We start from the raw sequence: 13,908 nt of genomic DNA, 5'->3' as shown, positions 1-13,908 counted from the left end.
AGGTCTAAATCTGACAGGGTTGAAGCTTTCACCAAGCTCGGTGGACGCTTGGCGGCAGACGCGCATTGCTTCCGTCGGCCCCCTAATCGCGCAGGGAAAGAGCTCAACGATGAGGCTGCAAGGACGTCTGCGGTGATGGAGGCACAGAGCGCTCGGTGGCAACGCGCTTTCATCATGTAGGATATTGTGACGGAGAGAAGGTGAGTTTTAAGTGGCAAATTATGACTCTGTATCGTCGTAGGCTTCTACTTCGCGACGCATGAGGTCATGAAGAGTGCCCCGACGCTCGATGACGCGTGCGTGTCCGCTTGCTTCTATCAACACGGACGCGGGGAGGTTCATCGAGTTGTATTCACTCTTCATCGAGTGCGAGTAAGCCCCAACTCCACCCATGACCATCACGTCGCCGACTTTCACCTCTGGAAGCTCTCTGGGGACAAGGACACCGGATTTATCCACAGTGAAGACATCACCGGATTCGCAAAGGTAACCCGCGACAACGTACGGTTCTGTCTGAGGCCGAACGATACCATCACGGGGCGTGAAGCGAATTGGATGATACGCCCCATAGAGAGAGGGACGGATATTGTGGTTCAAGCCCGTGTTGACAATGACGAAGTTATAGCCGCATGAACCCTCATCGGGGTCCGTGTTCTTTACCGCCTCAGCCTCGGCAAGCAGCACGCCAGCGGAAGCGACGAGATATCGGCCCGGTTCAATCTGGAGCTCGATTTCCCGATCAACTTCCCGAGAGAATTCATCCATCGCTTTGGAGAGCTCCCTTCCCCAGTCCTCCAAGGGCATCCCACCGTCGACGTCATCATTGTAGATAACCGGGAAACCGCCTCCTAAGTTGACAATCTCAAGGTCGGGAAATCTTTTCGCCATCGCGAGTGTCTTGTCTTTGATGAACAGCCAACGAGTAAGGTCGGTGCCCGATCCGATGTGAGAATGGACACCAACTACTTTGATGCCATGCTCATTAGCCACTTTTTTGGCTTCATCGATCTGGGTGAAGTAAATGCCATGCTTACTGCTCGGACCGCCTGTGTTGGTCTTGTTGTTTGCACCATCGCCCTCGCCGGGATTGAGACGAAGCGAACACCGATGACCACCCGCCTGGCCAAGGAGTCTTATTTGATCAATTGAGGTGCAATTGACGAGAATCCCTCTTTCTACGAGGCGTTGATAAATCGTGAGTGTTGCGCCTTCGCCGGTGTAGTAGATCTCGGATGGCTTGACGCCAGCTAAGATCGCCCGGTCAACCTCATTCATGGAAGAGGCATCGATCCAAAAACCCTCATCGTGTATAATTTTCAAAATTGCCCCGATCGTCAATGCTTTGCAAGCATAACGGGGGTGAAAGGGACGGTAGGTGACGGACGACATGATTTCGCGAGCATTTGTTCTAATCGTCGCCTCGTCGAATATGTAAAGAGGCGTGTGAAATTTTTCTGCGAGCCGTAGAGCAAGTTTATCATCTTGATATACGGGATGATCGGTTACCCTATTTTTTCTGGCCATGATTGTCGTCCTCCGAGGAAATCCGATATATATGTTAAAATATCACGCTAACCCGTAGTGAAGTACAATCCGTGCGGAGAGTCACCGTGCTGAAATTGCTGGGGGTCATCTCAATCGCCTCCGGAGGCTGGAAGCTGATCGCCTTCGGCCTCGCCGGTCTTTTCGTATTGGCGATGATGTCCATGGCGACCGGCAAATATTTCCTGTCTCCGTCGACCATCCTGGGTGTTCTTCTGGCGGGCCTTACCGGCAATCACATGGGCACGGTCCCATCCAGAACGGGTGATCTGGGACCTCCGGCTGCCGGGCGTCACGACAGGTATCTGCGTCGGCGCGTCGCTCGCTAATGATTTGATTTGCAAGATGCGTCCTATGAAAATATCTCCCCGACATTTGGGCCGGGGAGATTAGGTGGCCGCGCATGGAGGATGCGCGAGCGGGGAGAGGGTAATCCAGAAACAATGCTGGGCGAAAGCTCGAAGTCGAACTTGAATACTGTTAAACATTACTGAGGTAATTTCAACATTCGGCCACCCATAATGATATTTCATATGCAATCGAAATTTGCGCAATATGTTTGCTTTTGTTTTTACAAGCATTGCTATTGTAGTTAACTTTTTTTAATATTTCTTCTCTGTAATACTTCACACTCCGGCATCGGACCTGGAGCAAATCCAGCAAAAGTTGGAACCGGTTTTGCGTCCGGAATTGCGAAATAACAAAAGCATAGAACATTGGAGGCGACTCCGTTTTTGCCGGAAATGCTCTAGTCGCGGAAATCTGAGCTTGGTACCCCGGCTGGAATACCGCAATTGGATGAGCCGAAGTCCGATAGAGATGCCGAACGCAGCTTCGTGTCAACATCGGATTGACGTTCGGATCGAGCGTCAAAGATCCCCTGGAAGTTGGCGGCGTTTCATTTCGTGCAGCCCAATCGACCGGTGGGACGTGCCTAAACAGGTCGCCGTCCAATGCGCCGCCACGTTGAGTTCTGAGAGGGCTAATTTGATGCGTCTCTTCATTGCCGAAAAACCCGATCTGGCGAGAGCCATCGTTGAGGGGCTGGGCGGGGGATCCCGCAAGGACGGATATTATGATTGCGGTGCCGATACGGTCACCTGGTGTTACGGCCACATGTTGGAATTGCTCGATCCGGAGGATTACGACGAGCGCTATGCCCATTGGAGTATGGATGACTTACCGATCGTCCACATTCCCTGGCGCAAGAAACCTACCATCAGTGGCCAGGCGCAGTTCAACATCATTCTTGGCCTGCTGAACGCGGCCAAAAGTATTGTACACGCCGGCGACCCGGATGACGAAGGCCAGCTTCTGGTCGATGAAATCCTGGACTACGCTAACTGCCGCCTGCCAGTGCAGCGCCTGCTGATCAACGACAACAACACGAAGGTCGTGCGTCGCCAGCTCGGGGCAATGCGCGACAATCGCAATTTTGCCGGTCTGGCGGCGGCGGCCGAGGCGCGCGGCGTTGGTGACCAACTTTACGGCTTCAACATCACGCGCGCCTATACGCTGGCGGCGCGTGCCAATGGCTATCAGGGCGTATTGAGCGTCGGTCGCGTGCAGACCCCTATCTTGGGGCTCGTGGTGCGGCGCTGTCGAGAGAACGCGGCGCACAAGAAATGCGACTATTATCTCGTCAACGGCGAGTTTGAGCTTGGAAGCAGCCGGTTCCCCGCCCGCTACCAGGTCGCCGAGGGTGACCCGGTGGATGGGGACGGCCGGCTCAACAATGATGAACAAGCGGAGCGCATTGCGGCTGCCGTGCGTGGTCAGCCAGTCCACATTGTCTCGGCGGCGACGAAACCGAACGAGGCGTCGCCACCGCTGCCCTACAATCTGCTGAAGCTGCAAATCGACGCATCGCGCAAATACGGTCTTAAGCCCGACCAGGTGAAGGACATTACCCAGGCGCTGCGCGAGAAGTACAGGCTCATCACCTACAATCGTTCCGATTGCGAGTATCTGAGCGACGAACAGCATGGCGACGCGCCGGGCGTGCTGGCGGCGATCGCGAAGACCGCGCCGCTGCTTGAGACCGCCATCGGACGTGCCGATCCGAAGATCAAGAGCCGGGCCTTCAACTCATCAAAAGTCTCTGCCCATCACGCCATCGTACCGACCGAAAACAGGGTGGACCTTTTGAAGTTGACCGGTGCAGAGCAGAAGATCTATCTGCTGATCGCGCGCGCCTATATCGCGCAGTTCTGGCCCAAGCATCGTTACGACCAGACCGATGTGTTGATCGACGCTGCCGGCCACCGCTTCGCCATCAGGTCGAAGCTAACAACATCGCCGGGCTGGAAAGTTCTCTACAAGAACGATATTGGCAACGAGGATCTGGAAGGCGACAGCGACCACATTGAGCATGACCTACATATGCTTGCCGAGGGCCAGGCCGGAACTTGTCGGGACGCAAACGTAGAACGGCAGGAAACCAAATCGCCGGCGCTCTACACGATGGCGACGCTTTTGTCTGAGCTCACCCGCGTTGCCAAATACGTCCGTGACGAGCGGTTACGCAAAATCCTGGTCGAGAAGGATAGGGACAGGGGCGCCGAGCATGGCGGAATCGGCACGCCGGCCACCCGCGACTCCATTATCAAGACTCTGTTCGATCGGCGATACCTGATGGAGATGGGCAAGCACATACTCGCCACACCGACAGGAGAGGGGTTCTACGATGCCTTGCCCGAAACGGCGAAATATCCCGACATGACTGCATTGTGGCACGAGCAACAATGCGCCATTCGCACCGGCGAGCGCGATACCCTGTCTTTCGTGAACGAGCTAGTGGATCATATCAGCGGTGAGGTTGCCAATATTAAGCAGAACGGCGTCGGTATAAAGATCGACACACATCCATGCCCAGCCTGCGGCAAGCCGCTGCGTCGCATCAAGAAGAAGGACAAGGACGCGTTCTTCTGGGGCTGCGCCGGCTTTGCCGAGGGCTGCAAATACGCCTGTGATGACAAGGCCGGCAAGCCGGTACTTCATGAAACACCCAAGCTCTCGGAAGAGCACAAATGCACGGCCTGCGGACACGGCCTTGTGCGACATAAGGACAAGAAGGGCCGTGGCTTTTGGTGGGGATGCAGCAATTTCCCGACCTGCAAGCAAACCTTTGCAGATCTGAAAGGCCAGCCAAACTTCGGTGGAACTGAAGAGAAAGCGAGGCGGAGAAGGATGCCCAGAGCATCGCAAAGGTCAAGAAGGAGAGCTTAGAGCGTTTCCCTGACTGATTGAATCGGATGGCTTTTCAAATCAGTCACCTTCTGCTTCAAGCTATCTGCCGATCGAGGTCGGCAGAGATGTCGAGAGACCTTTCCGTTGATCTTCGCATACGTGTGCTTGCCGCCGTTGACGGCGGCGCATCGCATAGAGAGGCTGCCGAGCGTTTCGGTGTGAGCGCAGCCAGCGTGAGCCGTTGGCGTAACTTGCAAATCCAGCAGGGAAATGTTCGACCCGGTTCACTCGGCGGCGACCGCAATTCGCACAAGACTGAAGCTCATGCCGATCTGATCATGACCTGGCTCGGCGAACACAGGGACGGCACCCTTTTCGAACTTCGCGATGATTTGGCTGCCCAGGGCATCGCAATCAGCAAGTCGGCATTGCATCGCTTTCTTGTCCGGCACGAACAAACGCGAAAAAAAGACTGGCCATGTGGTAGAGCAAAGCCGTCCGGACATCCTGGAAAAGCGGCAATGTTGGTTCGAGGAGCAACTCGATCTCGATCCAGAGCGGCTCGTGTTCATCGATGAAACCTGGACCACAACCAATATGGCCCGTTCCCATGGGCGATGCCGCAACGGCGAGCGGTTGCTTTGCTCCGTGAGAGTGCGGAAACTTATATAGGCATCTACCTTGAATTGAGCGCTTGTACGGCGCTACCCTTAGGCCAATGGTAGAAGGCTACTCATCTACAGGTTCTTTTCAGAACGCTTGCAGTTTACGATCCACTTTGGGCGGAAGATTTCAGAGGTTTATCTGAATCAAACGCGGTCGCTGGACGATGAACGGGGCGAACGCTGATCGAGATTACGAAACGGTTTTGTTTCCGAGCCTTTCGCAATTATCTCCTCTCGCATGAGAGTTTCTAAGCCTGAGTGTTTCTCCGACAAATTAATAATTTTTTGTTGTTGCTCGCTGTTCCAGTACTGCCCCATCCGCATGACCGCACCAACAAGTTCTTTAGCTTCGGTGTCATCCAACACGGCTGACTGAGCTTCAAACGATTGATCCTTGGGGGCGAGCTTGTCGAGCCTGTCTATCGCACGGTCAATGGTACGAGACCTCCCGTCAGAGGTGAGTTCCTGAATTTGCGTTATACCTTCGGTCGCAAGCCTGGCGGCTACCGTCAATATTCGCCGTAAAGGCATATTGTGAACCCTTAATCCAAATCAATGCAGTGTTTATATTAGCCTGATGCAAGCTGGTTGTAATTTCAATTGCGTTTCGTCTGTAACAGGAAGAGCGAATATGTAAAAACTCGCAGGGTACGGGCGCCGCTGTCGCTGACAGACGCCGAAAGCTATCTCTACGAGTGCGATGGAGCACTGCTGGTCGCGGACGGCAAGATCAAGGCCATCAGCGCTTATACTGTTGTGAAAGCTCCGGCTCCGGAAGGTCTTGAAGAGATTGAACACCGCCCGCATCTCATCCTGCCGGGCTTTATCGATTTGCACATGCACTTCCCGCAGATGCAGGGGATCGCCTCCTATGCCGCCAATCTGCTCGAATGGCTGAACACCTACACGTTCCCGGAGGAATGCCGCTTCGTCGAAGTGAGCACGCGGCCCGCATCGCCACGCGGTTCTACGACGAACCTCTCCGCCACGGCACGACAGCAGGCGATCTCGACTGGCTGGTGTCGCACCAAAGCAACCGCCGACGCCGTCTTTGCGGAGGCCCTGAAGCGCGGCATGTGCATGGTCGGCGGCAAGGTGATGGTGGACGGCAACACGCCGCAGGTCTGCTCGACGCGCCGGAAATGGGATATGACAAGAGGCGCCAGGTAATTCCCGACTGGCACGGCAAGGACCGTAACCATGACGCCATCCCCCCGTTTTGCGATCGCCTCGACGCCCGCCCAAATGGAGACGACGCAGGCGCTGGTACAGGAGTTTCCGGACCTCCACATCCAGACGCATCTTCCCGAAAATCACGACGAGATCCGCTACACCTGCGAACTCTTCCCGGAAGCAATCAACTACACGGATATCTACGCCCGCTACGGACTGCTTGTCGAGCGCCTCGATCCGCTTAAAAGCTTCAACCTGATGACGAGAGGCAATGCGGAAGCCCTGTCAATGGCCGGAGCATCGGCACGCTTGACCCGGGCAGCGACTCCGATCTGGTGGCGCTGAATGCCGTCTCGACGCCGGAAATGGCGCTACGGATGGAAACCATCCGCACCTTGCCCGAAAAGCTTTTCCTGCTGCAGACCATGGCAGACGACCGTATCGTGGCAGAACCTATGTGGCGGGAAGGCCCATGAAATCGGGGATAACATGACAGCACTCTATCAGCGGCCGTAAACATCACTGTCTCTTTCATCGTAGCCACGTTCCCTAAGTGCATTGTGGTCTCGTACACTCGACCTCTCTGCCGGCGGCCTAGTGCGTGCTGCGTTGCTGCCGTTGACAGGGTTGGGCTTGTTGGCCACCGTCGGCAAGGTGCTGTCCAACGTCAACGCCGCGCTGGGATTAGCCAAACTGCCAGAACGGAGTCGTGGTATCGAGCCTTCACCATGGAATCGGGAAGCCAACAGGTCGTCGATTGTAACGCGAGGCCAATCGCTTCCTAGGGTGAATGCCATTTTACGCAAAACGCTAGAACCGAGCCGCAGTACAGAACCAGTGTTCTTGTACAGCGGGGTAAACAAGCCTTCGGTCACACGACCTGGCAAGGGGCTGGGCGTCGGAAATGCCGTGCTGCGATTGGACCGACCGGGGGAACGTAGCCGTGATATGGGACCTGTACTTTTGAAACCTGACGGGGACCAGGCTTTCGCGCTCGAGGATATCGCCGAGGACCCTGGCGCCAATTGTTCTGCCAGCCGCCGCAGGATATTCTCGCCCAGACGCAGAGTAGGCGACCTGCTTCCAGCAATTGCGCTTCCTGAAACATATTGAGGTACTGTGCTTTCAAAATGAGCCATAATTTTAGCCCCTGGCCGTTCTCAGTAAAAGGGCAACCGAATCTGTCCATGAGGCGTAAAATCATTCGCAATGTCATGAACGAGGTAATACCTTTGTAAAAGGGTTACCAAGCGGTCTACCGTCAAGAAGAAGAGATAATAAGGCCAGTCCTGCCCCACAAGAGCGCCTCGGTTCCATTTGAAACATGTAAACGCAGTTCACTGATGTTCAGAGTTCGACAAGATCAGGTTTAAGGCTCGGTTCGGCCAGACAGCCTGACCTCACAGAGAATGCAAAGACCACAATGTACTGCCTCAGACGATATCTCACGAGTGATTTACTCTCGCTCACCGCTGAACGGGCCTGGCTAAGCGAGCGAAAGGCTTGATGAAGGAGCTGGTGCAGAACCCCGTACGGAAGCGGATGAAGGCCCTGATCAGCAAGAAGCAGGAACAGATCAAGGCCAGCAAGCTGGCATCGAAGGCAACACCTGTGAAATCCGGGGAAAACGTCATCTACATCACGGATGCGCTGAAGAAGAGTCTGGAAAAGGAAGCCCCGTAGATCCTGTCACCTGGGATTTGCGGCCGAATTCGTACTTCGCTCGACCGAAATGTGAGATGCGTCAACCGAACCATAGGTACGACTGTACAGGTCGTACCGGATCGGTTTGTCGGCCGAAGCTGGAACGGTGATAATGAAACCGTCGTGACCACCACGTTGCGCAATATCCCTGTAGGGAAGGACTCTGACGTCAACTGACGCTGACCCGTCGCCAAACCCGCTCAGAGCAGCATTGCTCAACTCCTGAACCCGCGCGGGATTTTTGGGAACCATCTCATAGCGCCCTTCCGAATTCTTCTGCCAGTCGCCCGGCACGGCAACGAGGGCAGTCACCTTCGTGCTCGTCTGAAACAGGCTGGCAAAACGATGCGATATCGATGCCAGATCCCGCTTCTGCCTTTCTTCCAAAAGCGGCGGGAAGTAGTTCATGTGTAGGAGAGAACCGCCCTCAGCATCACGGCCGATGAGGGCTACGGAATTGCAACCGGCCAAGCTGCCCGTCGCAATCGTATGCGGTTGGCCCGGTCTGATTTCAATGATCGGGCTCGATGCTCCTTGACTGGAGGTCACGGTGAACACTTCGGTCGTCTCGCTGGCTCTCGACCATGTACCGTCAGGCAGTTGCAAGAAACGTTCGGAAGATTCGTTTGGCATGACCGTCCCGTTGTCGACATCCGTTCACGAGGATATGAAATAGGGGACACGCCAACAACATTGATAGCGTTTCATTTGTCGCTATGGGTCCTGGTAGATCCTGTCACTTGCCAGCGATCAGCGGTCTAGCTGCGGCAAAGAAACCCTCCCTGGGATCCTTCGGCGGGGCATCGAGACGAGCAGGCGCGTGGTCGACCGTGAAATATGCCGGGCCGATATCAGCGCCGAGTTCCTCCCAGGCAAACGGCATGGAAACGGCGGCACCGGCGCGCGACCGCCGTACTCCCGCGACCGTTGCGGAGATATCCGAAGCAACGGAGCGATCCATGTCTGAGCTTGCCACAGTCGGTATCGACCTCGCAAAGAGCGCCTTCCAGATCCATGATGTAGACGAGAACGGTCGGGTTCTTGTACGCCACCACGTCCAACCGCGGCCTCGAAGCACGGCACCGAGCGCGCTCCGGCTGATGCTCACCTGTCGCTCAACGCACAGGCGCTCGACCATTTCATCAAGCGTCACGTCCTTACGGTCTTCAATCATCTCGACAACAAACGCCTCACGTGCATCCAGGGCCAAGGGTCGTCTCCAGCGTTGCGGCCGGGAGGTCGGCTCGCCGTCTCTCGCTCTTGCGATCCACCCGATTGCCGTCGAAATCCCAACCCCGAACCAGACTGCGGCCTGGCGTGCTGACATGCCCGCCGCAGACGCTTTCAATACGCGTGATCGAAGATCATCGCTCAGTGCTTGTGCCATCATCCACCTCTTCGCTGTGGATGTTGAATCAGCTTCGCCCCGCCGCGTCACTTCACAATCGATTCGTCGATCACAGGACCTGCTCTAAATGCAACGCCATGACGTCTCAACTCGCCTCTTCTGCTTCGAACCGGTGGACTTGCTCGCTTGGGTCTTCCGGCCGTTGTCGCGCTCATCCGCCCCTTTGCCACACGACATCCATCAGGTCCATCACCTTACCCTTCGGTTCCGCCCTGGGTTTCCGGCGGCTTGCGACTTTCCATCTCGGCCTTCACCAGCTCGAGCAGCGCCGCGTCATAGCGGTCGTGGCAATCCTCCGGTCGGAAATGGCCAGATTTGGTCGAGATAATGTGTCCCGCAAGCTCGAGCATTTCCTGGTCGAACTTGACGTCGGGGATGTTCTTGAAGGTCGCGGCGGCCGAACACACTTCCCAATCGAAGTTCAGGGTCGTGGCGACGATGGCGCCGTGTCCGGATCGGCAGGGAGCGATTGCGCCGGAAAAGCACACCCTCGGGCCCGCGCCGGAAGCTGCAACGCCTCAGCATCATGCTTCTCGACCAGTGCGAGGTGATATGGCCGGTCGAAATAGAACTTGTCGATATTCGTTGCATTCGATTGACGTGCACCCCGATTTCGGGCCAGCGGGCGCTGGAATTTTCCGGGGTTAGGGCTTGGTTCGGCGGGGGTTCCCGGTAAGCCGTTCATGAGCGAAATCGGTACCTCATTGATGACCCGAAGTAATAACCATATTAAAATATGGGGAAGAAGTTGCGGCTGCCTTTGGTGACGGTCATTTCCGGCCTCTTTCGCATAATTTCCTTGCAGAGCGCTTCCGCCCTCTTGAGGCGGGCCGCGATCAGCTCTATCTCATGCCCGGGCGTAGCGATGCCTTTCTTCGATTTGCTTTGGGAGACAGCACATAGATCACCCGGTAAAGCGGACAGTATGGAACGCACGGTATGTGTCGTCGTCATCGTAGTTGAATTCAGCATGCTACGCCCGCCAAAGGTTGCAAGGATTCAGGGCGCCCAGTGCAGCCAATCCTGGTGATCCTCGGCGGAACCGGCATCTCCGCGTGTTGCGGTCAGCTTACTTGAATGTTCGGAAAGCCGGTAACAAGCCAATGGAATGAATACAGAAGTTGAATGAGGGACGACTTCTCATTGCAATTGCAACGCAATCTCGTTTCCCAGTCGCTCGGTTCAAGGTTATGAAATTATAAAGACAGTTATGGAACCCACATACATGACCACAATTCACGATACTATGGCACATTTTGTCGGCAATGTCGTCCATCACACCCTTGCGCGCCGCCTCTTCGTCCTATGGACCAGCAAGGGCGCCAGCGTAGCTCAAATTGACGAGTTTTTCTCGTCGGTAGGGATGGAATTGATGAACGCGCATAGTGACGGGACCTTGCCGCCAGAGCAGGAAATCTCTTTGGTGGATGCTATGTTGAAAAAACTGGATGACTTCGAAAGCGAGGTGCATACAGACGCGCGGAGCATCTCTGAGAGCCTTTCACATCACTAAACTGATGGAGTACCCCTTCGGTAGGCATCAGCGTGTGATGCCTGCTCGGCGCCCGTGGCGCTCACGAAGGAGAAGCAGATGCCAGCAACGTGTGGAGCGCTGTGCGGTCGTAACCGCCAGCAGCCGAAACAACGAGGTCATCACGACCTCCGTCCCGGCGGGACATCACAGGCACAATTCAGCCCCGCGATTCGGGTAAAGGTCGATAAGGGATCAGGTCGGTTTCTTGCCCCACTGGAATGGGGTGCCATCATTCCATATGCAGTGCAGGATGATGGCCAGTTTGCGAGCAACAGCGACCCGCGCCTTTTTCATTCCATTGCGTTTCGCCAACTGCAGCCTCCCAAGCCTTCAATGCGCACCAGCGCCGGGTCCGATGGAGTAGCACACTGGCGGCCTCGAAGAGATACGTTCGCAGCAGGCGATCGCCCCATCGCGAGACTTGGCCGACGGTGTCCGTTTCGCCTGATTGCTTGCGTCGTGGCGTCAGGCTCAGATAGGCCCCACGGACGTCGCACTTCGAAAGCGAGACGGGTCGAAGGTATGGCGGAAGCTCAATGCCGTTACCACGCCGATGCCTGGCACGGTCATCAACCGTCTTGTTGTTTCGTCTGTTCGAGCCATCTGTCGGATCTGGCGGTCCAACCCATCAAGCTCTTGTCAAACATAGGCATGCACGGAGAGCAGTGGTAGCAAAACCGGCCAAAGCGCGTGACCGTCTCCGGTCAATTCGGTGACGCGGCGCTGGATTGTCCGGCGACGGCGTGGGGGAAGATCAGACCGCATTCTTTCAACATCGATCGGATCTGATTTTCGAGATCTCGGCGCATCGTCACCAGTCGGGACCGCGCGATCAGCATAGAGTGGGCCTGTTGGCCGGCCTCACTCTTCACCGCAACCTCGCGATACCATCCGATCCGAACCAAATCGGCTAAGCCGCGCGTCGTTCTCATCGCTCTTGTTCATCCGGACCGACAGAACAACATGTGCGTGCGGACGTTTCTGGCCGAAGATCCGGCTACAAAAATCCCTTCCAAACCGGTACGTCATGGGCAGGTGCGTAGCGGCCATCTTCTTCTACGGCAGCAGCGATGCGCACCCGTGCAGCGAGGTCATCACCAGCCGGGAGGCGTTGACGACCACGTCGCTGCTCGATTTCAATAGTTACCAGATTCTTCCGCAAGCGTCGTCTGCTCCGAGACGCGAGCTGCGATCGAGTCTCTCCGTCACATTGGCGACGAAGACGCTCGCGCAGCAAACCCAGGCATATGTGACCCTTGCCCACCGCGACCACGGCAAGCGGTATTGGTCGCGCGGCTTTGGGCCGGCAAGGGGACGCGGCCTTCGACAAAACCAGCCTGCGCCAGGGCGACCGCTATCTGCAGCTTGCTTATGATCTTGAGCCCCGGCCGCAATGTCTTGGGTAGCGGGCGTTCCTGCGGAACACGCGAATTTCCAGCTTCGCTCCTGCGGCTTCCTCGACGATCACGTCGAACTGGAGACCTTGGCCCAAGAGGCGGTCCGCAAGCGTCCGGCGGTGCCAGCACCTTAGCGATCGGCGCCCATATCGAGTACCTTTGCGCAGGCGCGCCGCGCACCTCACTCCGTCTCGCCCAACGCGCCGTCGTCTATGAAGCGCGCGAGGCCAGCCCAGCGTGACACCGTATATCCAGCACTCTGCGGGACACGTGCTTCCGGCGGCGCGTGGACACGCCTCCAATCTAGCCGCTTGGACACCAGGCACACGCCGCTGCCATCCCAGAACACAAGCTTGATCCGGTCGGCGGCTTCTTTCTCGATGCACGCGCGGGTTCAGGCTCCTTCATCGAAGGCTTCGTCGGCACATCCAGGACTGCCGGTGCAAACATCGGAACGTTATCGAGATCGGGCGTGGCTCCGAGTGGTTTGCGGGTGAGCTGACGCCAGGTGAACAATTGCTGTGGGGTCAATCTATGACGCCGTGCGTAGCTCTGTGGGCCGCCGTTCTCAGTTATGAGTATCCAGCACGGCCGTGCTCGGAGAAACTCGGCGGCCGTTTCTTTCGTGATCCTCATGGCGAGGCAGCGATTGATCCTCGTGCAGCTCCCTCCGGCGTCCTGGCAGCGGCAGAAATAGGCCGCCCTTGGGAGGCTGCTGTCCTTCGGGATGAGGCGCTAGCACCTGCCAGTGAAGAGGTTCAGCTCATGGACGACCACATCAAAGAGAAATGAGCGGCTAGAATCCGATCTTCTTCAAGGTGGGTTTGCCACGCCGAGTGCTCTATCTGCCCGGAGATGAAACAAAGCATCAGCATTTGTTGTGACATCGAGAGCGGGGCAATAACTTCCGAAAGGCTCTTTCGCTGAGCCGTGATGTCTGGGGCGGCATTGAGTTCCGCTAGGCCCAAATGACAGTCAGGCTCAGCGCAGGAGAAGCCGCCAACGTAATTATCGTAATACATAATAGAAATCCATCCAAATGCTTTATCGTGCTAAACAATGAACACACGCTGACAGTATATAGGCCATTCCGAAAAAATCGCCTGGATAACCGTTTCAACTGAAAACAACATGGAATATGTGCTACGCCTGCGTGTCATTTATCCGAAACGCCCGCGCTCAGTTTCGTTGGCAAGAAGTGATCTTCAATCCGGCGTAAGAGCCAAGTCGAGCGGGTGTCGAGTTTTTCTGAGGCTCGGCGTGAACGATCGCAGGTCGGTCGGCTACGAGGTCGGA

10 protein-coding genes and 7 pseudogenes are annotated in these 13,908 nt (G+C 56.2%); 7 read left to right on the top strand and 10 right to left on the bottom strand.

What is annotated here, in order from left to right:
* Positions 1-219 precede the first annotated feature (219 nt).
* Positions 220-1,524 carry a diaminopimelate decarboxylase gene (gene lysA / locus MOV63_RS14095; RefSeq protein ID WP_247034339.1) on the bottom strand — a complete coding sequence of 435 codons (1,305 nt, stop codon included), beginning with the start codon at positions 1,522-1,524 and terminating at the stop codon, positions 220-222.
* A gap of 86 nt (positions 1,525-1,610) precedes the next feature.
* On the opposite strand from lysA, the gene MOV63_RS14090 reads away from it, so the two are divergent.
* From MOV63_RS14090 to MOV63_RS14080, 3 genes and pseudogenes are all read left to right on the top strand, one after another.
* Complete coding sequence (locus MOV63_RS14090) at positions 1,611-1,871, top strand: hypothetical protein (protein ID WP_247034337.1); 261 nt, start codon at positions 1,611-1,613, stop codon at positions 1,869-1,871.
* Between the two features lie 661 nt (positions 1,872-2,532).
* Positions 2,533-4,770: a DNA topoisomerase 3 gene (locus MOV63_RS14085; RefSeq protein WP_247034335.1), complete on the top strand. Its 2,238-nt coding sequence runs from the start codon at positions 2,533-2,535 to the stop codon at positions 4,768-4,770.
* 86 nt (positions 4,771-4,856) lie between these two features.
* Positions 4,857-5,370, top strand: a pseudogene (locus MOV63_RS14080) (helix-turn-helix domain-containing protein); the annotation flags it as partial.
* Between the two features lie 170 nt (positions 5,371-5,540).
* Here MOV63_RS14080 and MOV63_RS14075 read toward each other — a convergent pair.
* Positions 5,541-5,909, bottom strand: coding sequence for a hypothetical protein (locus MOV63_RS14075; protein ID WP_247034333.1), 369 nt, complete (start codon positions 5,907-5,909; stop codon positions 5,541-5,543).
* A gap of 87 nt (positions 5,910-5,996) precedes the next feature.
* Here MOV63_RS14075 and MOV63_RS32980 point away from each other — a divergent pair.
* Both MOV63_RS32980 and MOV63_RS14055 read left to right on the top strand, forming a co-directional pair.
* Positions 5,997-7,062: pseudogene (locus MOV63_RS32980) on the top strand (amidohydrolase family protein).
* A 1,013-nt stretch (positions 7,063-8,075) separates the two neighbouring features.
* The gene (locus tag MOV63_RS14055; RefSeq protein ID WP_247034329.1) at positions 8,076-8,252 is read left to right on the top strand and encodes a hypothetical protein; all 177 of its coding nucleotides are present in this window, start codon (positions 8,076-8,078) and stop codon (positions 8,250-8,252) included.
* Between the two features lie 6 nt (positions 8,253-8,258).
* Here MOV63_RS14055 and MOV63_RS14050 read toward each other — a convergent pair whose 3' ends face one another.
* Both MOV63_RS14050 and MOV63_RS14045 read right to left on the bottom strand, forming a co-directional pair.
* Positions 8,259-8,906 (bottom strand): hypothetical protein, encoded by a 648-nt coding sequence (locus MOV63_RS14050; protein WP_247034328.1) that lies wholly within the window; start codon positions 8,904-8,906, stop codon positions 8,259-8,261.
* A gap of 103 nt (positions 8,907-9,009) precedes the next feature.
* Positions 9,010-9,211, bottom strand: a pseudogene (locus MOV63_RS14045) (hypothetical protein); the annotation flags it as partial.
* A gap of 21 nt (positions 9,212-9,232) precedes the next feature.
* Between MOV63_RS14045 and MOV63_RS14040 the strand changes: the two are divergent.
* A pseudogene (locus tag MOV63_RS14040) lies at positions 9,233-9,334 on the top strand (IS110 family transposase); the annotation flags it as partial.
* Here the strand turns inward: MOV63_RS14040 and MOV63_RS14035 are convergent.
* The 3 genes and pseudogenes from MOV63_RS14035 to MOV63_RS14025 all read right to left on the bottom strand — a co-directional run.
* Positions 9,325-9,660, bottom strand: a pseudogene (locus MOV63_RS14035) (IS630 family transposase); the annotation flags it as partial. The pseudogenes MOV63_RS14040 and MOV63_RS14035 overlap by 10 nt on opposite strands.
* A gap of 184 nt (positions 9,661-9,844) precedes the next feature.
* Positions 9,845-10,264 (bottom strand): annotated as a pseudogene (locus tag MOV63_RS14030) (Ku protein); the annotation flags it as partial.
* Positions 10,265-10,410: 146 nt separating this feature from the next.
* On the bottom strand, positions 10,411-10,653 hold the full coding sequence (locus MOV63_RS14025; protein WP_247034325.1) for a hypothetical protein: 243 nt from the start codon (positions 10,651-10,653) through the stop codon (positions 10,411-10,413).
* A 253-nt stretch (positions 10,654-10,906) separates the two neighbouring features.
* Between MOV63_RS14025 and MOV63_RS14020 the strand changes: the two genes are divergently transcribed.
* Positions 10,907-11,194, top strand: coding sequence for a hypothetical protein (locus MOV63_RS14020; protein WP_247034323.1), 288 nt, complete (start codon positions 10,907-10,909; stop codon positions 11,192-11,194).
* 424 nt (positions 11,195-11,618) lie between these two features.
* On the opposite strand, the pseudogene MOV63_RS14015 reads toward MOV63_RS14020, so the two are convergent.
* The 3 genes and pseudogenes from MOV63_RS14015 to MOV63_RS14010 form a co-directional block, all read right to left on the bottom strand.
* Positions 11,619-11,684 (bottom strand): annotated as a pseudogene (locus tag MOV63_RS14015) (hypothetical protein); the annotation flags it as partial.
* Between the two features lie 1,109 nt (positions 11,685-12,793).
* A complete protein-coding gene (locus MOV63_RS32975) occupies positions 12,794-12,970 on the bottom strand; it encodes a hypothetical protein (RefSeq protein WP_405029335.1) in 177 nt (58 codons plus the stop codon).
* 400 nt (positions 12,971-13,370) lie between these two features.
* Positions 13,371-13,634 (bottom strand): hypothetical protein, encoded by a 264-nt coding sequence (locus MOV63_RS14010; protein WP_247034321.1) that lies wholly within the window; start codon positions 13,632-13,634, stop codon positions 13,371-13,373.
* Positions 13,635-13,908 lie beyond the last annotated feature (274 nt).

The organism is Neorhizobium sp. SHOUNA12A (assembly GCF_023006505.1).
In the GTDB taxonomy this organism is placed as follows: domain Bacteria; phylum Pseudomonadota; class Alphaproteobacteria; order Rhizobiales; family Rhizobiaceae; genus Neorhizobium.
This window is presented reverse-complemented; position numbering and strand designations above follow the sequence as displayed.

Bases quoted from the DNA above. Each gene is read 5' to 3' on its own strand.
- lysA (WP_247034339.1), bottom strand. From the start codon at position 1,524: ATGGCCAGAAAAAATAGGGTAACCGATCATCCCGTATATCAAGATGAT.
- MOV63_RS14085 (WP_247034335.1), top strand. From the start codon at position 2,533: ATGCGTCTCTTCATTGCCGAAAAACCCGATCTGGCGAGAGCCATCGTT.
- MOV63_RS14055 (WP_247034329.1), top strand. From the start codon at position 8,076: ATGAAGGAGCTGGTGCAGAACCCCGTACGGAAGCGGATGAAGGCCCTG.
- MOV63_RS14050 (WP_247034328.1), bottom strand. From the start codon at position 8,906: ATGCCAAACGAATCTTCCGAACGTTTCTTGCAACTGCCTGACGGTACA.
- MOV63_RS14025 (WP_247034325.1), bottom strand. From the start codon at position 10,653: ATGCTGAATTCAACTACGATGACGACGACACATACCGTGCGTTCCATA.
- MOV63_RS14020 (WP_247034323.1), top strand. From the start codon at position 10,907: ATGACCACAATTCACGATACTATGGCACATTTTGTCGGCAATGTCGTC.
- MOV63_RS14010 (WP_247034321.1), bottom strand. From the start codon at position 13,634: ATGTATTACGATAATTACGTTGGCGGCTTCTCCTGCGCTGAGCCTGAC.